Annotated in this window: 17 protein-coding genes; 13 read left to right on the forward strand and 4 right to left on the reverse strand. The window is 48.0% G+C overall.

Going from position 1 to position 20938, the window contains the following annotated elements; all coding sequences use genetic code 11:
- The first annotated feature begins 396 nt into the window (after positions 1-396).
- The 5 genes from ACPV3A_RS33035 to helD all read left to right on the forward strand — a co-directional run bounded on the left by ACPV3A_RS33035 (position 397) and on the right by helD (position 5761).
- Positions 397-786 (forward strand): MarR family winged helix-turn-helix transcriptional regulator, encoded by a 390-nt coding sequence (locus ACPV3A_RS33035; protein WP_426204103.1) that lies wholly within the window; start codon positions 397-399, stop codon positions 784-786.
- Positions 787-810: 24 nt separating this feature from the next.
- The gene (locus tag ACPV3A_RS33040; RefSeq protein ID WP_260067848.1) at positions 811-1425 is read left to right on the forward strand and encodes an NAD(P)-dependent oxidoreductase; all 615 of its coding nucleotides are present in this window, start codon (positions 811-813) and stop codon (positions 1423-1425) included.
- 15 nt (positions 1426-1440) lie between these two features.
- A complete protein-coding gene (locus ACPV3A_RS33045) occupies positions 1441-1902 on the forward strand; it encodes a DUF2269 family protein (protein ID WP_426204005.1) in 462 nt (153 codons plus the stop codon).
- Between the two features lie 152 nt (positions 1903-2054).
- A complete protein-coding gene (locus ACPV3A_RS33050; RefSeq protein WP_426204007.1) occupies positions 2055-3035 on the forward strand; it encodes an aldo/keto reductase in 981 nt (326 codons plus the stop codon).
- Between the two features lie 320 nt (positions 3036-3355).
- Positions 3356-5761: an RNA polymerase recycling motor HelD gene (helD, locus tag ACPV3A_RS33055; protein WP_426204009.1), complete on the forward strand. Its 2406-nt coding sequence runs from the start codon at positions 3356-3358 to the stop codon at positions 5759-5761.
- Between the two features lie 346 nt (positions 5762-6107).
- On the opposite strand, the gene ACPV3A_RS33060 is transcribed toward helD, so the two are convergent.
- Positions 6108-7031, reverse strand: coding sequence for a S66 peptidase family protein (locus ACPV3A_RS33060; RefSeq protein WP_426204011.1), 924 nt, complete (start codon positions 7029-7031; stop codon positions 6108-6110).
- A 171-nt stretch (positions 7032-7202) separates the two neighbouring features.
- On the reverse strand, positions 7203-8105 hold the full coding sequence (locus tag ACPV3A_RS33065) for a LysR family transcriptional regulator (RefSeq protein WP_426204013.1): 903 nt from the start codon (positions 8103-8105) through the stop codon (positions 7203-7205).
- A 193-nt stretch (positions 8106-8298) separates the two neighbouring features.
- Here ACPV3A_RS33065 and ACPV3A_RS33070 point away from each other — a divergent pair, with 193 nt between their 5' ends.
- From ACPV3A_RS33070 to ACPV3A_RS33100, 7 genes are all read left to right on the forward strand, one after another.
- On the forward strand, positions 8299-8769 hold the full coding sequence (locus tag ACPV3A_RS33070) for a DinB family protein (RefSeq protein WP_194543022.1): 471 nt from the start codon (positions 8299-8301) through the stop codon (positions 8767-8769).
- A gap of 111 nt (positions 8770-8880) precedes the next feature.
- Positions 8881-9285 carry a nuclear transport factor 2 family protein gene (locus ACPV3A_RS33075; protein WP_194543021.1) on the forward strand — a complete coding sequence of 135 codons (405 nt, stop codon included), beginning with the start codon at positions 8881-8883 and terminating at the stop codon, positions 9283-9285.
- A 663-nt stretch (positions 9286-9948) separates the two neighbouring features.
- On the forward strand, positions 9949-10440 hold the full coding sequence (locus tag ACPV3A_RS33080; RefSeq protein ID WP_426204015.1) for a pyridoxamine 5'-phosphate oxidase family protein: 492 nt from the start codon (positions 9949-9951) through the stop codon (positions 10438-10440).
- A gap of 63 nt (positions 10441-10503) precedes the next feature.
- On the forward strand, positions 10504-11436 hold the full coding sequence (locus ACPV3A_RS33085; protein ID WP_426204017.1) for a hypothetical protein: 933 nt from the start codon (positions 10504-10506) through the stop codon (positions 11434-11436).
- Positions 11437-11650: 214 nt separating this feature from the next.
- Positions 11651-12244, forward strand: a complete 594-nt coding sequence (locus tag ACPV3A_RS33090; protein ID WP_426204019.1) for a YdeI/OmpD-associated family protein — start codon at positions 11651-11653, stop codon at positions 12242-12244.
- A 185-nt stretch (positions 12245-12429) separates the two neighbouring features.
- Positions 12430-12930, forward strand: a complete 501-nt coding sequence (locus ACPV3A_RS33095; RefSeq protein WP_426204021.1) for a MerR family transcriptional regulator — start codon at positions 12430-12432, stop codon at positions 12928-12930.
- Positions 12931-12932: 2 nt separating this feature from the next.
- Positions 12933-13367, forward strand: a complete 435-nt coding sequence (locus ACPV3A_RS33100; protein ID WP_426204023.1) for an SRPBCC family protein — start codon at positions 12933-12935, stop codon at positions 13365-13367.
- A 105-nt stretch (positions 13368-13472) separates the two neighbouring features.
- Here the strand turns inward: ACPV3A_RS33100 and ACPV3A_RS33105 are convergent, their stop codons facing one another.
- Both ACPV3A_RS33105 and ACPV3A_RS33110 read right to left on the reverse strand, forming a co-directional pair.
- Complete coding sequence (locus ACPV3A_RS33105; RefSeq protein ID WP_426204025.1) at positions 13473-13646, reverse strand: hypothetical protein; 174 nt, start codon at positions 13644-13646, stop codon at positions 13473-13475.
- Between the two features lie 84 nt (positions 13647-13730).
- Positions 13731-14204, reverse strand: coding sequence for a class I SAM-dependent methyltransferase (locus tag ACPV3A_RS33110; protein WP_426204027.1), 474 nt, complete (start codon positions 14202-14204; stop codon positions 13731-13733).
- A gap of 679 nt (positions 14205-14883) precedes the next feature.
- Between ACPV3A_RS33110 and ACPV3A_RS33115 the strand changes: the two genes are divergently transcribed.
- Positions 14884-20799: an S-layer homology domain-containing protein gene (locus ACPV3A_RS33115; protein WP_426204029.1), complete on the forward strand. Its 5916-nt coding sequence runs from the start codon at positions 14884-14886 to the stop codon at positions 20797-20799.
- Positions 20800-20938 lie beyond the last annotated feature (139 nt).

Here is a 20938-nt window from a genome sequence, read left to right on the forward strand (position 1 = left end):
GCCGGGCCGCCTCCAATTTTAATTCCAAGGAGTACCGTTGGTAAGTTTGTCCTTTTTTAGCCATGAAAAAATCCCCTTCGTTAGGCAAGATTAAGTCCATCTTAACAGATGTCTTTTTTCTCTTGTCTACTAAAAGGGGATAATACCATAATCGCGGCTTTTTTTTATGGAGGATCGCTATTTATTATCTAAATGGATAGAAAATATTCGAAAGCGGGAGCTTGGAATGGTAAACAAACAGAACTTCGTTGAATTTGGTTGCAATAACCAACTAAATTCAATTAAAATGTATATAGTTGGTTAATAATACTATTGGGGTTGAATATGATGATAAGGATTGAATTCCAGAACGAATCGTACGGAAAAGAAATAACCGCAATCAATCGACATTTGCATATGCTGCTTACTCCGCGTCTAGCCCCGCTTCGCTTGGGATTTGGGCAACACATGTTTTTGCTAATGCTTTCAATGAAAGAGGAGGTGAATCAGAAAACACTAAGCGAGCAATTGATGGTCGACAAGACAACGACGGCAAAGGCGATCCGAAAGCTTGAATCTGAGGGTTATATTCGCAAAGAAATTGACCCCATCGATCTACGGAACCAAAAGATATATCTAACCGATTCCGGAAGGGCTGTCGTTCCGAAGATTGAGGAAGCGCTAGCAGAAGTAATGGAGATTGGAACAGAAGGGATCTCAGCAGAAGAGTACCTGGAATTAATGAGGTTGTTAAAAATCATATTAAACAATTTGAACAAACATGTACAAACTTCAACTCGTCAGTGATTCTAATGAGCAGGGGAGATGGATATGAGAATAACCGTCATAGGTTCAACGAGTCCGACAGGACTGGAGGTTCTAAAGTACGGTAAGACGCGTGGGCACGAGCTTATTGCGTTTACAAGACGCCCGCAGTTGTTAAGTATGGATCAGAGCTTTGACAAGATCGTAACTGGAGATGGACTTCATAAATCTGACGTTCTTCAAGCGATTGACGGAAGTGATGCTGTAATTGCGATTATCGGCGGCAAAACCGATATAGCCGGCGTTACGGAAACAATTATTAGATCGATGCAGGAAAGAAAAACCCGGCGTCTCATTTTTGTCAGCTCTTATTTACTCGAAGCCAAACGCCCCAGAATCTTCGCTTCATTCGCAAGATGGATCTTTCGTCACGAATTGACGGAACTTGATAAAGCCGAGAAAATCATCCAGGAGTGTGACCTTGATTGGAGTATCTACCGACCAGCTCAATTAAATAATAACCCTTCAACCGGAAAGATAAGAGTTCAGGAACAACGTCATGGTTTCGCTTCCGGTCCATATCAAATTTCTAGAGCAGACTTGGCCAAGGTATTAGTTGATGCGCTTGATAACAATGCGAACTTCAGGAAAATATATTGTGTTACTTGGAGCAAGGAATAGAGAGGGGATGAGGAGATGTATTACCTGTATACTTCACTGTTAGTGTTCCATATTCTATCCGCAATTTTTGGAGTTGGACCGGTGTTTCTGTTCAATATGATTTTGAAGCGGGCGAAGTCGGCGGAACAGTTGAAATATGCTCATCATATCGTTGAAAAATTGAACCGAAATGCCAATGTTTCCTTTGGTGTCATCCTCATCTCAGGATTACTGATGGGCTGGATGAACCCTTACTTGTTTCAAGCGGAATGGTACATTGCTTCGCTAGTTTTGTTTTTTATCTCAGGCATGTATGCGATCTTTGCGGTTGAACCCATCCTGAAACAAATGCAAGGGATCGCGTCCAATTCGTCAGGGCCTAACGAGATTTCCTCAGAATATAAGACGTTATTTCAAAGAAAGCAATCCCGAGATACGGTGGCAAACCTAATAGCAGTCATGATTATTCTCCTTATGGTAATTAAGCCCGCATTTTAAGGTATGAGTATAATACCTGGGAGAGCCTGCCGATCCAATAGGCATACTAAGTCACAGAAATCGCGCCAATATAAATAAGCGGTACATTATGAAATAAGGATTGATCTAGAGTTAACTCTAGGTGATAGACTTAAATGTGAGGAGGGATTTTCATGGAATATGTGAAACTAGGGAATACCGGGCTCGACGTATCCCGCATCTGTCTTGGATGCATGGGATTTGGCGCAGCAGAGCGGTGGGTGCATCAATGGGTGCTTAATGAGGAGAACAGTCGTCCTATTATTAAAAAGTCATTGGAGCTCGGCATCAACTTCTTCGATACGGCGAATGTGTACTCAGACGGTACAAGTGAGGAGATTGTGGGCCGCGCATTGAAGGATTATGCCAATCGGGATGAAATCGTCCTCGCGACCAAAGTTCATTTCCGTATGCACGAAGGTCCTAACGGTATGGGTCTGTCCCGGAAAGCGATCATGAGTGAAATCGATAAAAGCCTCAAGCGCTTGGGTACCGATTATGTCGATCTGTACCAGATCCATCGTTGGGATTATAATACGCCTATCGAAGAAACGATGGAGGCTCTGCATGATGTAGTGAAAGCCGGAAAGGCCCGCTATATCGGAGCTTCAGCCATGTATGCATGGCAGTTTCTAAAAGCGCAGCATGTTGCCGAGATGAATGGCTGGACTCGGTTCGTCTCGATGCAGAACCATTATAACCTCATTTACCGCGAAGAAGAGCGCGAAATGATGCCGCTGTGCAAATCCGAAAAAATCGGCGTTATCCCCTATAGCCCATTAGCATCGGGACGTTTGACACGCGATTGGTCGGAAACGACGCACCGTTCCGAAACAGACATAGTTCAAAAATCCAAGTATGATGCTACTGCCGATGCCGATCGGGTAATTGTGGAGCGGGTTGCAGAGATTGCGGCAGAGCGAGCCATTCCCCGTGTACAGGTTGCTCTTGCCTGGTTGCTGCATAAACAACCGGTTACAGCACCTATCATTGGTGCGACCAAAATTTCGCATCTCGAAGACGCAACAGGTGCTCTTTCAATCAATCTCACACCGGAGGAGATTGCCTCCCTTGAAGAGCCGTATGTACCTCACCGGGTTGTGGGCGCGTTATAACCTGTCACGACCAAACCATCATAAAGAAAAACACGTAAACGCCAGCGGACTAACATTGGAAAAACCGGGTTGCGGGACCTCTTCCTACAACGCGGTTTTTTGATTTTACGGGAAAATAAAAAAAGCTTGGCAGATGCGCCAAGGAGTACAAAAAACAATTGAACACAAAAAAGCGCTATGCTATAATCAGTAGCGCAATTGAAAATCATGATAAAACCGATATTATAATTTCTTATCCTAATCTAATTGTACATCGGTGACCCTGATTTGTCAATGCACTTTTTTCGGACCAGATTGAGAAGGAGTGTGTTCAGAAAAACATGGAAGCGAAGGAATGGCAGTTAGAACAAGAACGGCTGGATCAGGTAAGGGGAAAGATGAAGGCGAGGATCGACCAGTTGGAACCAATCGTTACCGGAATGCGCGATCAAGCTGCCGAGATTCGCAGGCGATTCTGGGAAGAGGTTACGGTCAACACGAGCTCGGATGAAGAGTTTGAAGAAACATTTTATACGATTAAACAACAGGCTGCGGTGTTATCCGAAAGGGAGCGTCGTCACCGGCTTCTGACGCAGCAATGGAGGAGCTTACATCGATTGCTGCCGTCTCCTTATTTTGGGCGTGTTGATTTTCTAGAGGACGGCATGAACGTGAGCGAGCAGATTTATATCGGCGTATCCTCCTTTGTCGATGAAGATGAATTGAGCTTCCTGGTATATGATTGGCGCAGTCCCATCGCGAGTCTTTACTACGACCATTCCCCCGGTGCGGCCTCTTACGTTACGCCGGTCGGGCAGATCACGGGTATGATGGAGTTGAAACGGCAGTATCAGATTCACGATGGACAAATCCGTCATATGTTTGATGCGAACGTAACAATCGGCGACGAGCTGCTCCAGCAAATGCTGGCCAAAGGCGCGGACTCCCAAATGAAGAGTATCGTATCAACCATCCAGAAGGAACAAAACGCCATCATCCGAAACGATCATAGCCGGCTGCTTATCGTGCAGGGGGCGGCTGGCAGTGGGAAGACCTCCGCAGCCTTGCAACGTGTGGCGTATTTGCTATACAAAAACCGCGATTCGCTTAAGGCAGACCAGATCGTCCTTTTCTCGCCAAATCAAATGTTCAACAGCTATGTATCCACTGTCCTTCCCGAGCTCGGCGAGGAGAACATGCAGCAGACGACTTTTCAGGAATATCTCGAATATTGGCTGGGTTCATCCTTCCATGTCGAGGATCCCTTCAATCAGATCGAATATGTGCTGACCGCACAATCAACTCCGAATTACGAGGCTCGTCTCCAAGGGATGAAGTACAAGGCATCCGAAGCTTTCATGAGGGCCCTGCATAACTATGCGAAGTGGTTGGGGCGGGAAGGCATGCTGTTCAAAGGCATTCGGTTTCGGGATCGTGTTCTGATAACGTCTGAGCAAATGAGAACCCAATTTTACAGCTACGACCCTTCCTTGAGCTTAGCCAATCGTGTTGATCTCTTACAAAAGTGGCTTCTGAAGGAACTTTCATTATTAGAGCGCAAAGAGCGGAGGGCGTCCTGGGTTGAGGAAGAGCTTCAATACCTCGACAACGAGCAATATGCGGAAGTATTCAGCGAGCTGCATAAGGATAGGGAAGTGTTTGATATCGCCGAGCGATATGCCGTTGTTTACGAGAAAATAAGCAATAAGCGCAGAGAAGATGAAGGTGACTTTGACTTCGCAGAGCGGGAGGAAGACATACTCAGCCAAAGGATTGTGAAGATGAGCTTCAAACCGCTAAGGCAAGGCGTGAGAAGATTTTCGTTTATCGATGTCCAAAACTTATACGTCCAATTGTTTGATGATGAAGCTGCTTATCGAGAGAAGACAAATGAGACCGAGATCCCTGTTCTATGGCCTGAAATTTGTAGGCAAACCAAAGAAAAGCTGGACCGGCTCGAATTATTCTATGAGGATGCGACTCCGTATTTGTATTTAAAAGAACTGATCGAAGGCGTTCGAACGAACACGGAGATTCGGCATGTGTTCGTCGATGAGGGGCAGGATTATTCGGCGTTTCAATATGAGTATCTCAAAAAACTATTTCCGCGTGCCCGCATGACGGTACTCGGTGATTTTGGGCAGGCGATCTTTACGCAGTCTACCAAGCTGCATGAGTCCGATTCGTCGCTTACTCGACTTTATGGTGAAGCTGAAACCTGTTTGATCCGCCTTGTGCGCAGCTATCGTTCAACACGGGAGATTGTGGAATTTACGAAAACGCTGCTCTCTGCTGAGTTGGAAATCGTCCCCTTTGACAGGAGCGGACATAAGCCGCTTCTTGTGAAGTTAGATGACGAAGAAATGCGAGATGCACGAATACTGAAAGACATCGCAGCACTTAGAGCCGAGGGCTTAGACTCTATTGCCATCATTACGAAGACTGCGGCTGAAAGCCGCGCAGCCTTTGAATCTTTAAGGGAGCAAGGAAGCGAAGGATTGCAGCTCATTACGAGGGAGACGGTCACCTTTGAAAAAGGAGTAATGGTTATTCCCGTATATCTCGCCAAGGGTGTTGAGTTTGATGCCGTTCTGATTTATGAGGCATCACCTCAAGCTTACAGCCGGGATAACGATCGCAAACTTCTGTATACAGCATGCACACGGGCCATGCACCGACTTCATGTATACACAACGGACGATTGGTCACCGTTCGTGCAGGCATTGCCTGCTGATTTATATGAGTAAGCAGCATACTGAAGGATCGCTGATGAGGCCCTCCGCCATAAGCTGCTGCTCATGATTCAGCCAATCTTCGAGAACAGATCAGTTTGTCCTCGAGGTGATTTTTATCCATTCACAGCTCGAGGAGAAAAAAAGCAGGGATCATGTCAGCTCCTATGCAAACAAAGGCGCTGATTCGCTCGTATGAAAACATGCAAACAGCCTTAGCCGTTAGTTGGCCAAGGCTGTTTTTTTGCGCTTATAAATCTGAACCGTACGTCATTCATTACAAGGGTAGGGAACTTTGCCTTGCCGGCTCAGAATTGTGGAGCTTGTCGATAGACATGACCTTTTATCGTCCTAGCCGAAGTTAAACGCTGACTGTAGGTTCAACCGTAGTTATTCTATTATTGACGGAATCGAGTTGCACTGTTGCGCCAATTGGCAAGGCGGCTTTATACATCCCATGTCCTGTAGCAAGATTCGTTATAAGCGGCTTACCGAGAGGTACAACAAATTCGTTGATTAAATCTTCATAGGATATGCCATAAGCTGCCTGGCAGCCTGAGCATTCTCCCATAATAATGCCGATGCAGTCATTAAATTTACCGGCAAGCTTTAAATCGTTCAAGTATCTGTAGACGGTATTGGTGGGTTCATGCGTTTCTTCAAGAACGAGAATTTTACCCCGTGTATCGATTTCGAATGGCGTGCCCAGCGTATCGACAAACGATGTGAGATTACCGCCCACAAGTTGCCCCGTCACGTTGCCCGGAATACGGCTTATCAACGGCATCCCCGGCGGATTCAAGATTGGCCGGGTTAATGAATACACGGATGTCGCGGAAAAAAACTGATCGAAATTATAAGCGGGCGTTTCGGGTTTGAAGTCAATAAGCATCAGACTATGGAATGTTATTAAATCTACATATTGATGCAGAACATTTAATAGTACCGTGATGTCGCTGTACCCCGTGACGATTTTTGGGTTACTTCGTATCTCATCGTAATCCAGGTATGGAAGAATTCCGGCCACGCCTGTACCGCCTCTGGTAGGCAGTATCATTTTTACCTGCTCATCTCGAAACATCCTCATTAAATCGGAGGCTCGCTGCTCGTCTGTGCCGGCAAGAAACCCGTTTTGCGCATATACATATTGACCCAATACAACATTAAGCTCCATTGCTCTCAAATATTCGATTCGTGCATTAATGATGCCTGCAGCGAGCGGGCTGCCCAAGGTAACGATTCCAACGGTATCGCCCCTCTGCAAGATTGGCGGAGGTATCGGCATATCCTTTTTTCCCTTCCTGAGAATAGAAGAAGCCATCGTGATCATGTCTTTAGAATATATTGGCTAGATTCGCAATGCAGTACTAAAAAAGATTTTGAAATATGCGTATTCTCAGTTGAGATAGTGGAAGGGAGAAGGCTTGACCCGGTTTGTTACTGGTGGTGCTACCTTCTACGAAGACTTCGATTGACGGATAGCTGTGTCGATGTAGGCTCTCAAGGTCTTGATAAACGTGCGCATGGCGTATCCGACATACCTGTCGCTGCGGTAGATCAGACAAATGTCCTGAGAAGGCGTAGGGTTCCTGAGGTGCACGACCTTGATGTCCGGATTGTGAAGATTCTCCAATAGAAGTCGCGGCAGAACACAAGCGCCGACTCCGCTCTGTACCATCTGAAGGAGGGAAGATAACGTTGTCGTCACCAAATTCGACTGAAGTGTAAACCCGTTGTCCATGCAAAAGCGGTCAATCAGCTTGCGGCATTGGTGGTCTCCTGGGAACATGACCATCTTTAAGCCTTGCAGCCTGTTCAAGGGGATGAAATTCTCCGTGGCAAGGGGATCATTCCTACTTACAGCCAATGAGAACTCCTCATGAAACAGGGGAATTGTCGTGAGACGTTCATCGATAACAGGTCCAATGGTTACGCCCACATCGATGCTTCGGTCCAGGACTTGTTCGGTTACTTTCGTGGTTTCCAAAAGGGACAGTGAGAGGGTGGGGTAGGTCTGATGGAAGTTTAATAGCATGGCATTGAACATGAGATCCGCGTCACCGGGCAAGACCCCGATGGAAAGGGACCCGCCTTGCATTTGCTTCAGATCTGCAATGGCGTCGCCCGCTTGCTGCAGATGCCTGAAAACGGCAGCACCGTGTTCGCGAAGAATGGCTCCAGCGTCTGTAAGGACAATGGTTTTTCCCACACGATCGAACAGCAGAACTCCGAGTTCTTCTTCCAATCTTCTTATCTGCTGGCTAATGTTGGGTGCGCTGACTCCCATTTTTTCGGCAGCTCTCGTGAAATGAAGCTCTTCACAAATGGCCATGAAATATTGCAGTTGTTTTAACTCCAATGCTCGCACCTGCTTTCTAATGCATCGTGTATCATGCTCAATCCTTATTGTTGCTCCGACTTCTTCTTCTGTCAACGAATAATCGTTAACTGATACTTAACGTTCCGGTAACGCCCACTGCATTGATGGTTAGTTCCGTAAGACATAAAATGGGAACATATCAAGCGGTTCTCACGATAAAGGAGGAATTAGCATGTCTGAAATGATTATCAATACGGCAACAACCGCACGTCAAGTGCTGCAGCAGCAGGTGCAGGCGATCCCGGAGGAACTGTTCGATATCCAACCGGCTGGTTTCAACAATACGGTCCGTTGGAATGTCGGCCATATGATTTATTGGATGGATAAGTATTCTCCCTTGATCTTCGACTCCACGCCTATCGTACCGGGCTCATATGAAACGCTGTTTAACTCTGGCACAAAGCCCTTGGATTGGACGGTTGCTCCACCATCGAAGGAAGCGATGGTCGAGATGTTAACGGCGCAGCTTTCCCGTATCACTGAGTTGAAGCCTGAAATGCTGGGCGAGGAGCTTTCGGCTCCGTTTGACTTGGGACCGTTCCATTTCAACACCTCTGGTGAGCTGTTAAACTTTATCCTGATTCATGAAGCTTTTCACCTTGGAACGATTTCGAGCCAGTTAAAGGTTCTTTCGTCGAGTTAACCAATGTTAAGCAAGATTCCTATTTCAAGACGTCTCACCATTCAAAACGACTCAATGAAAACTCAATTATATTTGAAGCAAACAATAAACCGTAATGAGGAGGAATTTTCTATGGAGAAATCTCTAGACTCAGTCCAATCCCGAACATGCGAAGGGTTTGATGCCTTTAGGCATGCGTTGGAAACGGGGGATACAGCTGATTTTCTTAATAAGGTTACGGAAGACTTTCATTTCTCTGTTCCGCTCCCGCTAGAGGGGTGGAATCATGAACAGCAAGGCAAAGAGCGGTTTGAGGAATTGATCAGGTTCGAGCGCTCCGTATTTCAGATGCAGCTGACTCCGCTCATCGTTCTTGAGAATGAGGACAACGGGATGGTGGTATTTCGCTCGGAAGGCTTGTTGAATGGGCGGCCTTTTCGTAATGAGCTTGCAATCGTCTTTGAATTTGAGGCAGGGCGGATCCGCTCCTTCCGCGAATATGTAGGTATGCCGTTAAAAAACTACGAGAACCCATAATAGATATAAAAGCTGCAGTGTATATTGGAAGCCAGACTCCATTCGGATCAGGCTTCCAATACATGTTCCAGACGTACACGCTCAATTTAACGCTTTCGGCCTTGTTCAGTATGCTTTACGAGCTGCAATTCTACTTATCCTTCAGATTAATTCTAAAAACATCCCCCGCATTACCACCAAAAACCATCATGCCGCTTCAGGCAGTACTGCCGAGTAATTGTGGCTTGCCTTTGAAAAGCTCATAACATTTCCCTTTCCGTCATAAACGGTAAATTCTCCACTTAACGGAGCCTCAACAATCATGTCGACAGCCTTATAGCTTGATTCTCATCCACAATTTTAGTGCCGTTATCGTATCCATGATCCATATCAACGGATATATACTTAGTTTAAGATTAGTTTAAATATCGATGAAAAATGATCGAGGCATGGCCGATCCCACACCCTCTCCAAGGAGCTCGTTGTCTCATTCATAACCGAAGTGTATCTATGCGTGTTAAGAATATATTATATTTATGGGCCGTCTTCGAATACAATGTACGTATAGCCAAGCACGAGATCAAGCCTGAAGCAGCGATCCGTCCCCAATGCCTTAGAGCGCGACTAGGGGCCGGTGTTCATGCGTGAATCAAACCAAATACGAGTTTATCGGAGGGGATTCGATTGGGAAAACAGTTTCCGGCCATGCTCCCCGAGCATATGGCCTTCATCCGAAAGCAGCAGCTGTTCTTTGTCGGAACGGCGCCCATGTCGAGGGATGGGCATGTCAATCTGTCGCCGAATGAGACCAGCTCCCATCTCGAAGAGAATGGTCGTATCACGATGATGTTCTGCGCATTCCAGGGGCCGCCGAACATCCTGCGCCTATATGGAACCGGAACGGTGATTCTCCCGGAGGACAATGAGTGGGAGCAGCTGTACGGAATGTTCGAGTCGCTGCCTGGAGTCCGCCAGATCATAATGGTCGATATACACAAAGTCCAGACGTCCTGCGGCTATGCGGTTCCATTCATGTCGTACGAGAAAGAGCGAGAGACGCTCCAGCGGTGGGCGGAGCAAAAAGGCGAAGAAGGCTTGCACAGTTACTGGCGGGAAAAGAATTTGAGCAGCCTCGACGGATTGCCGACGTCTCTTGGGAAACGTATAAGGACATAGCGGTTGGTATCTCGCGGCTGGACGATGGGATAAGAGTGACTTTGAGGAGGTTGAAGATGGAACATGGAACATTCCCAAATCGTACATACAATCCTTGCAAAATTAGGAAATGAACGTTTGATTACGGAACTGACAACAAAATTGTCGCAATCGGAGATGACTACGCTTCTTCTCGCGCTTTCACAAGAAATGACGGCTCAAAGTTCTCCCGTCGACTTGTTAAACAAATATGCCACGAATCGTTTTGTGAAGCCTTCCGAGCTCAGTCCAATTAAGCTGAAGAAAATAGAGCTTGATATGCTCGAATTGGCTGAAAATAGTGGATTTACCTCATTGGAGCTTTCTCCAGCTAGTCCGTTGGGAAGCTGTTCAGTGATTGCAAAGGTTGATCAAAACAAGGTGATATCAGCAACAAGAGGCGTTGAATTGATGTCGGACAGCACCAATATGCTTGCGATTTATCTGGCGAATGGCATAAAGAACAAATCAATAAACAACAGCATCAACGCTGTGCATGTTTGCGCAGCCAGCAGAGTCACTCGAGGGCAATGGTATAAACAGGCCAACGTCCTGCCTCATTTCGGTTTATTCACCTTGGTTAGTTCAGGAAAAGATACCGGTTCATATCGCTTCGAGAAAGATACACTGACCCGGCACATCGCATTCTATCTCAATTATTATGGTGGGAAGCTAGGTCAGGAGACAAAGGTATTTCTTCATATGCGCAAGGGCTATACCGATTCAGAAGGTTTCCTGGACAGAATGGTCGATCATTTGAATGTAGAGTTCCCCTCCTGCTTATTTATCGAAGACAGGGTAGAGAGCAGCAACCAGTATTATAAAGGCCTGAACTTCGAAGTGAATGTGAATGGAGTGAATATAGTAGATGGCGGTTTCGTGGATTGGACCCAGCAATTGCTCGGGAACAAGAAGGAACGATTGTTGATTAGCGGGACGGGCATGGATTTACAGTTGATCACAGGAATGATTCAATGAACGAGTCAGTTTCAATCAAAACAGTTTCAATTCGATTGAACTGCTGCTAAACTGAACTGAATCTGCGATCGGCAGCAAAAACTTCATCTACGCATACGCGGGTCGTGGAATCCGTTGACATGACACCAAACAGTGTCCTATACTTAATTGCAACCGCTCTGGAGCTCGAGAATGGATTGGAATTGCTGCATAAAAAACTTGAGGGGGGACCTCGATGGTAAACGGTGAAAGGAATTCAAAGATTGATCCCTATTTTAACAAACTTAAGAAGTGGAAGGAAGAATTTAAGCTGCTGAGAGAAATCGCTCTTGACTGCGGGCTGACCGAGGATTTTAAGTGGATGCATCCATGTTACACGCTTGACGATAAAAACATCGTTTTGATTCATGGCTTTAAGGATTACTGTGCGCTTCTGTTTCACAAAGGTGCGTTGTTAAAAGATCCCCATGGGATTCTAATCCAACAAACCGCGAATGTTCAGGCGGCGCGTCAGATTCGGTTCACCAATGTTCAAGAGATCGATGAAATGCAACTTATCTTGAAAACATATATTGATGAAGCCATCGAAGTTGAGAAAGCCGGTTTGCAAGTGAACTATAAAAAGAATACTGAATACACCATACCGGAAGAATTAGAAAGCAAATTTGTGGACATGCCCGATTTAAAAGCGGCTTTTGAAGCATTGACACCGGGACGACAAAGAGCATATATTCTACATTTTTCTACACCCAAGCAATCCAAAACCCGAGAGTCCAGAGTTGAAAAATATATCGCGCATATCCTGGATGGGAAGGGATTAAATGATTAACATATGTTATCTTTGTGGGAGGAAGAGAACATACATAGATTAAACTCCGCGCTAAACGCGGAGTTTTTTGTTTGCAATTCCAAACAAATTTCAACAAAAAAATAAATTTCGGTTGCACCTAACGTAACGTCATCTTTTATACTTAAACTACCGGTACATAGTTAGCGCTAACTAAAGGAGCTCTTATGAAACGAAATTGGAAGGTAGGGGAGCTTGCCAAACAAACGGGGCTCACCGTGCGGACTTTGCGGTTTTACGATCAAATCGGTTTGTTCTCTCCATCGGGCAAGACGGAGTCCGGTCATAGGCTGTACGACGAATCCGACCTGTCACGCCTGCAGCAGATTATATCGCTTAAAGAATTAGGCTTATCTTTGGAGGATGTAAAGCTCATCCTGAAGGACGAGCAGATCAGCCCACTAGAGATCGTCAAGCTGCAAATAGCCCGAATCAAGGAACAAATCAAGGTGCAGCAGCAGCTCCTTGAACAGCTTCATCATTTATCCAAGTCGATGCAGGGGATGGCGCCATTAGCGGTTGAAGACTTCACTGACCTCATGCAAGCGATTAAAAAAAGCCATGAGAAGTTAGTCTTCGAGCGGAAAACGAGCTGGGAGCACCATCTGGATGTATTGGGTAATTTTATTGCCGAGGAAGAGAAAAAATCGAAATCTAGGGAGGATTAATGATGAACGAACGATTTGTTAAACATGCTACCTTCGTCGTCGAGCGGACTTATGCAGCTTCGCCTGCGAAGGTCTATCAAGCTTGGGCCGATCCGGCTGCCAAAGCAAAGTGGTTCTCAAAACCCGATATTTTCGATTTTCATGTCGGGGGACGCGAATATAGCAGCGGTGGCCCGCCAGAGGGGCCCGTCTTTACGTTTGACGCATGCTACCAAGAGATTGTGCCGGAAGAGCGCATCGTCTACAGCTATACCCTGGATTCGGATGACAAACGTATCTCCGTTTCACTCACAACGGTCGAACTCATCCCGACCGAGGATGGCACAAAGCTGGTCTTCACGGAGCAGGGGGCATTCTTCGACGGATATGATACGCCTGAAGTGCGTGAGCATGGGACGAATGAGATGCTTCATGCACTTGGAAAGACACTCGAATAGCGGCTTCCAGCATGTTAAACCCCACTGATCGAACGATGAATCAGTGGGGTTTAATCATCAAACTGGAAAATAGTCGCGTGAGTGAGAAAGGTTCACAGGTATCTATTACTCTTTTTGACTTATAAACTCATTCGGAACATCTTCACCTTCCGGGTTATTATTTTTAATTTGGCTAAGACGTCCATTGCGATACTCACCACCATGAACTTTGTTCTGCCGCTGACCATTATTATCCGTACGGTCATGCTTATTATGATTATAGTTCTTGTTATTTGCCATTTCGCATTCACCCTTTGTTCTAAGATGTACAACATAGAATGTGTATTGAGATCAGTTTTATGCAGATTGGCGGCTGCGAGGACTTTAATTTAGTTGCCTGGTTGGTTCCGCCGTGAAGTAAATCTCGTTATATACCATGCACTTTGTAAACTTCTTAAGTACCTCACATCGGTATTGCCCGTTTTGGAACAAATTTAGGTAGCTATTTTCGCTGCGGATATACTTTCCATCATCGTACCAGTTCATAAATCGATTGTTAAATCTTCTTTTCATACAAAAATACGGATCCATGACGATAACCTTACCATCTGGTTTCAAAATGCGTTCAAACTCGACCAAATATGAACGAATCTGCTCATCTGATATATGGTGAAGAACAGCAACGACAAAGATATAATCAATGGAGTTGTTTTCTATAGGGATCTGGCGTTCATCAAATATTTCAAATGTATGGTTGGGGTACAGTCTTTTGGCCAGACGAACCCGATCCATATTGGGTTCAATACCAAGATACCGATCTGAATGACAAATAGAGCAGTTGGCTCCAGTACCCGACAATCAAGGATGAATTTATTCTCCAATTGGAAGTGCTTCTGAATATAGTCATGGATATATTTTTTGGTAATCCATTGGGGACGGACAAACCAGTGATACAGACGCGGAGATAGAGGCATTTCTAACAAGTCACCACCCTTTTTATATAGCACAAAGGTTAATCTGACTCATCGCCCCATTCCTTATACGTAGAAAAATTAACCCATTCCCATCGATAAGGACAAATAAATTATTTTTATAAATAAGCAGCCGGAGTTTGTCATCCGACTGCTTTATTAAGTTCACTCTTCAGGGAAAATTATCGAATAGACCTGAGCATACGACTCCATGCATTTCCATTGAGCCTGCGTCTATATGCCATTCCAATCAGTGTAGCACCCATCCCAACAGCCAATAAAGATATGACGGTTTTCTGATTATTGATTTTGAAAGGGATCATCCGCTGCATTTCATTCACTCCTTTATCTGAAATATTTGTTCGAGCTCCGAACCATCGTATTATGGGTACGTTATGAACTCTTCATTCAGAAAAAGGATGGGTATCATGATGCTCTGCAATTTGTTTCCTTGTATGATTAAACGTTCCCCTTACATTCGTTTACGAAACATGCGATTTCGTTTGATATCCGCTTGACCTTTATGCTTTAGGATTTTAGAGGATAAAAGCATAAAGGAGGAGCATATGAAGCGAAAATGGATCGCCGGTTTATTATCCGGCATACTGATCGGCAGCAGCTTATTAGAGCTTGCACTTGCAAGCACCCCGGCCCACGCTGCGCCATCGGGAGTGATGCCCGTATTTATCTCGGAAGTTTATCCCGATGACCGGTCGAATCAGCAAACAATCGAGGGCGCGGGTGGGGCCGATCTGTTCGAATATGTTGAGCTTTACAATCATTCGGGAGCACCGATCTCGTTTAATGACGAGTTCAACATTCGTTACGACTATAATACGGGTGTGAAGACGTTGACAGTGACGGACACGGTCTACGGCAATCCGGATGGGGTGGTCATCCCGTCAGACAGCCCGGCTGTGCTCTGGGTGGAACGGACAAGCTCCTCCATAACCGGGGCGGCCGCCGCATTGACCGAATCCGATTTTCGTCAGTATCACTCGGTTCCCGGCCATGTGCCGGTATTCAAGCTTCGGGGACAGGACGGCCTTAACAACACGGACCGCGGCTTATACATAACCCGAAAAGGCGATGACGCTGCCGTGATCAGCGGCTTCTATTATACCGCCGAGGATGTCGGCGACGGCAAGAGCGTGCATCTTCAGCTGCCTGCCGGCGGTACAGGAATGATTCCTTACGCCCGGGAAGCTGCGCCTTCCGCCGGAATTATCGATCCGGGGCAGCTATCGTCGCCTGACAATCGCGTGCCTGATATCAGTCACACGCCGGTTGCTTCGGCCGATCGGACGCAGCCGCTGACCGTAAGCGCAAGTGTCTATGACGCAGATGGAGATGCGCTAAAGGTAAAGCTGTATTACAAAACGGCCGTCAGCAGCCCCTACAGCATGATCGACATGGTCGGTCGCGGCAGTGATCAATTTGATGCGGTCATTCCGGCCGATCAGTTGATCGGGGAGAAGCTGCAGTATTATATCGAGGCAGCGGATGGAATTCAGCAGGCGAGATCTGTCGATTATGAAACGGCTTTAACCGGAGGAGCTGCCGGCGGGACCGTTCCGCGCATCCTGATTACTGAACTTCTGCCGAATCCGGCCGGGGATTACCGGTGGGGAAGCGGCAACCAGTACGAATACGTTGAAATCTACAATAATTCGGATCAGGTATTGGACCTTAAGGATTACACGCTCTGGTATCTGTACCCGAGTCAGACGGCGCCTAAGAGTTGGATAATCCCGGATCATACCGAAATCGAGCCTTACAGCTCGGCCGTCATCTGGTTTGCGAAGGAAGCCGTGGCCAACGGCAAAGGATACACAACGACGGCCGACTTCAACCTGCACTTTAACAGCACGCTGAACGATAACGACGTTATTTTCTACGATAATTCGAAAGCTTCGGATTTCAATCTTCCGAATTCCCTGCATCGCGGGCTTGCTCTGTCCGCGCCGGGACAAGCCCATTCGTACATCGTGAAGGTCTGGTATGATCCCAGCACGCCGGACAGCCCGGACAGACTGGTCAACGACGTACGTAATGCGGTCGTTCGATATGCCTATCCGGATGCAGGGACGACGATGAGAAGATTGGATAACCGGATGTACGCCAATCCTGGCAGCATTGATCCGGGGCAGGTGCCGCCGGTAACAGGCGTCGACATGATAGCCCCGACGCTCGAGCATGAGCAGACCGCCTATAATTTGGGCAAGGGTCAGGCATATGCAGTTACCGTCACTAGCGACGAGCCACTTGCTTCCGCCGAGGTGTTGATTGGAGCAGCCTCCGAGGAGCCAACTGCTTTTACGGATAAACACGCGCTGACGCTTGCGTCCCAGGAAAATGGACGTTATGTGTACCAAGGCTCGATCACGCTGAGTGAAATCGGAGCCTATCGTTATATCATCGATGCAGTTGACGGAAACGGCAACCGCACGCGGGTCCCATATAACTCCAGAGGCGGGCTTTTGACAGTTAACGAAGAAAGCACGGGGACGGAGCTGCCGGATCCGGGGTTATCCTTAGCCAAAGGCAGCATGCTGAACGGGAAGGCATCTTTCTACGCTTACGGCTCCCGTGCCGAGGACGATATCGAAGTTCGCTTCGACGGCAACCCGCTGCCGCTTCGCAAGGCGCTGCCGGGCAAGGTAAACCTGGGCATGCAGACCCGGGGGATAGATCAGATTTATCAAGCGTCGGCAAGCGCACTCAATGCAAGCGGAGAGTTGGAATTTTTCGGACGCATACTGCCCAAATATATCGACGGCGCATGGTCGATGTTCGATATGGCTCCCGACCTCTTCGTGACCGGAACGACTGTTTCCGTCCATACCGGAAATGAGAATGCGCCGTATCAACTCAAAGATCACGACAAGGTATTCGGCAAGAACAATCATGACGATTTCGAAGTGATGAATCTCCATCTCGTGCTCCCGGACGGTTCGGTAGTCAAACCGGATAAGGTGCTGAACTACCTGGGCAATCTCGGACAGTCGACCGTGAATTACCGGGAGGATACGTATTACGGTTTCGGAGACGCGGATTACGGCAGCAACCCGAACAAGCCGATGATCAGCGATTTCCATTTTCCGATTCCGCAGGACAAGTTCACGGCAAGATATGCAGAGCTCGACACCGCTTCCGTAAAGGATGGGGTGTATCCTCTAAGCATGTCAATGAACGGACAAGTCTTTCAGTCCATCGACGTGACTGTGGACAATACCGCTCCCGAGATTGAAGGAATATCGTATGGGGAAGGGCAGTTGTTGACCGACGCCATGCAGCTCAAAGGGGCGTTCACGCTGGATGTGGTCGCATCGGACCATCTAAGCGGCGTGACCGACATTACGGCGGAGCTTGATGGCGAGCCAATCTCACTTCCTTACGAAACGTCTTCCGCGCTGCTTGCACCGGGCGAGCATATTCTAAAAGTGACCGTACTCGACGGAGCAGGCAATTCGGCGGACCTCTCCCGTACCTTCATAATTGAAGACGAGATACCTCTTCTTCCTGGCGAAGTTTCTCCAGCCGATTTCGCGGAGCACACAGGATTGAATCCGAGCCTGAGAGCTCGACTCAGTGATCCGAGCGGGGACTCGATGGACGTTCGCTTCTTGGAAGGGGATAAATACGATTTTGCCCGTGAAGACGGGATCAAAGGCCATATCAACGTTGCAGACCGGGAGCCGCCGCTTGTGCTGGCGCCGGACGGCGAAAAGGGATTCGGCAAGGAGGAGGCCGACAAAGTTGCTTACCCTGACGGGGAGTATCTTGTTACGGATACGGATTCCGGCTTCCCTTATCATCGATTCGAAGTCCAGCTGGACGAAGCATGGTCGGAACAGGATACGGTAGAGCTGCACTGGCAAGGCCGTACGCTTCCTGGACGCATCGTGACGCTGTATGCATGGGATTATGAGACAAGCAAGTGGACCGCGCTGAAGTCGGCCACCGGTGACGAAGCCGAAACCGACATCGCCCTGACTGCGGAAGTGGATCCTAAGCGTTACGTACGAAATGGCAAAATTCAGGTCATGGTGCAGGATGAAGTGAAAAGCGCGAACGCGCCGTTCAACATTTTGTGGTTTACGGACACGCAGTATTACGCGGAATCGTACCCGGACATTTTCGATAAATTGGGCGATTGGATCGCGGAAGAATATAAGAAGGGCTTGTTCAGTTACGTGATCCATACCGGCGACATTGTGAACGTGGCTGACGACGAGAAGCAGTGGGTGGTAGCCGACCGCAACTTGAAGAAGCTGGATGAAGCGGGCGTACCGTATGGTGTACTCGCGGGCAATCACGACGTCATCATTGACGGTGTGGACTACTCCTACTACGGTAAGTATGTCGGGGCTGACCGGTATAAGAACAATCCTTGGTATGGCGGGGAAATGGATAACAACCGCAACCATTACGACCTCGTGTCGTTTGGAGGCCATGACTTTATTTTCCTGTATATCGGCTTTGGATTAGAGGACACGCCAGAGACGATCGCTTGGGCCAACGAGGCGCTGAAGAAGCATGCGGACCGCATTGCGATCGTCGGCATGCACGCTTATCTGGAGAGCAACGGCACCTTGTCCAATATGGCGCAGAGCGTTTATGACCAGGTCATCGCGCCGAACAAAAACGTACAGCTGGTGCTAAGCGGACATTATCATGCTGCGAACCGGGTCGTGAAGACGGTGACGCATCCGGATGGATCGACAAGGCAGGTCATCGAAATGCTGGCGGACTATCAGGGAGGACCGAACGGAGGCAACGGGTATCTGCGCCTGCTGAAATTCGATCCATCCTCCGGTACGCTGGACGTGGATACGTATTCCCCTTACTTAGACGATTACAATTTCTTTGACGACGCCATCGAGGATTTTACCGAGCCGTTTGCGTTCAGAGACATTCAAAAACGGGTGGCAACCGATTATTTTGCGGTTAACGTGTACAAAGATACACTGATTGGCGAGCAAAAAGACGTGAAGTCCGGAGAAATCGCCTCTACCGTATGGAATGGACGAGAAGCCGGTAAGACGTATTACTGGTATATGGATATTACCGATGAATTCGGCGCCAAGCAGCTTAGCCCAATCTATCGATTTACGACCTCGAAGAAAACGTCTCCTCCGGGCGGCGGGAATGACGGAGGCGGAAACAATGGGGGCGGCGGCAACAACGGAAATAACGGCAACAATGGCAACAACGGAAGCAACGGCAATAACGGAGGCGGCAGTAATCATCCGGGTCAAAGCAAGCCAGGAGGAACGCCGCCGACCACCGGACCTTCCAGACCGGGAACGATTACGGCGGAGGTCGCCATAAACGGTCAGAGGGCTCAGGCAGTCATCGGCGAATCGGAGCTCAGTGGTGCCTTCGAAAGCGTCGCTGCAAACGCGCGCGGAATCAAGTCCGTGACAATTCAACTGGATGATAGCGCCCGGTCGTTCAACGGCGAAATCGTCATTCAGGTTCCGTCAGCTTACTTGAACCGCAATCACGCGCGGGAACGGATCGAGATCGTAACTCCGCAGGCAACCGTGAAGCTGCAATCCAATATACTGAACCGTCTGCCGGAAGCAGGGCAGTTGACGAGCCTCGTAATTCGGCCGGGTAATCGAAGCGGGCTTTCCGCGGAGCGACGTGCCGGGATTGGGAACAGACCGGTCGTCGAGTTGCTGCTGCAAATCGATGGCAAGACGGTGGAATGGCCGGGAAGCGGCACCCCTGTAACGGTATCGCTCCATYATGAAGCCAAGGCTGACGAACGAGCGGATCAGCTGCTCGCGTGGGAAGTCGATGCCATGGGATCCGCATCTGCTGTGCTGAATGGATATTACAATGCCGAGCTTCGCACCTTGACTTTCGAGACGGACAAGCTTGGCACGTATGCAGTCGCATATAAGCAAGTATCCTATCGGGATGTAGACCCTGGCAGCTGGTATGCAGATGCTATACATTTCCTCTCTGCCCGGGACATTGTTAAGGGCACAGGGGGAGGTCAGTATCTCCCGCAGAAGGAGATCAGCCGGGCGGATTTTCTGGTCATGGCCATGAACGCCTTCGGCATCAAACCGGAGAATACGGATGATGACAGTAATTTTGCCGACGCGGGCAGCCGGTACTATACGCCGTATTTATCCGCAGCGAAGAAGCTGGGACTGGTCCATGGAACGGGAGATAACCGGTTCAGACCGGAGGACTCGATCACGCGTCAGGATATGGTCGTCATGCTCCATGCGATCATGGAATCGGCCGGTAGCGAGTTGCCGGGCGGCGATGATAACATCGAACGCTATACCGATGCGAAAGACGTATCCGGTTATGCGAAGGAAGCGATGGACTTCATGCTGGATGCCGAATTGATTCAAGGCACAGGTGGAGGCAAGCTGTCACCGAAGTCCGTTACCGATCGGGCAATGGCAGCAGAGCTGATGTACAACTACCTGGTCAAAAGCCGGGAAGCTTCTTAAGAATTAGATTAAAGACGAGTTAGTATCATGTTCATGGATTATCGTAGTTAGAGCGGGAGGAGCCTCCCGCTCTTTTTGTTGCCGTTCGGTTGCGGCTGTGATTTCAGGCTGTTGTTTAATTAACCGTCAATTAGTTCAA

The sequence above is a fragment of the Paenibacillus sp. Dod16 genome, from assembly GCF_049893405.1.
Lineage (GTDB): Bacteria > Bacillota > Bacilli > Paenibacillales > Paenibacillaceae > Paenibacillus_AQ.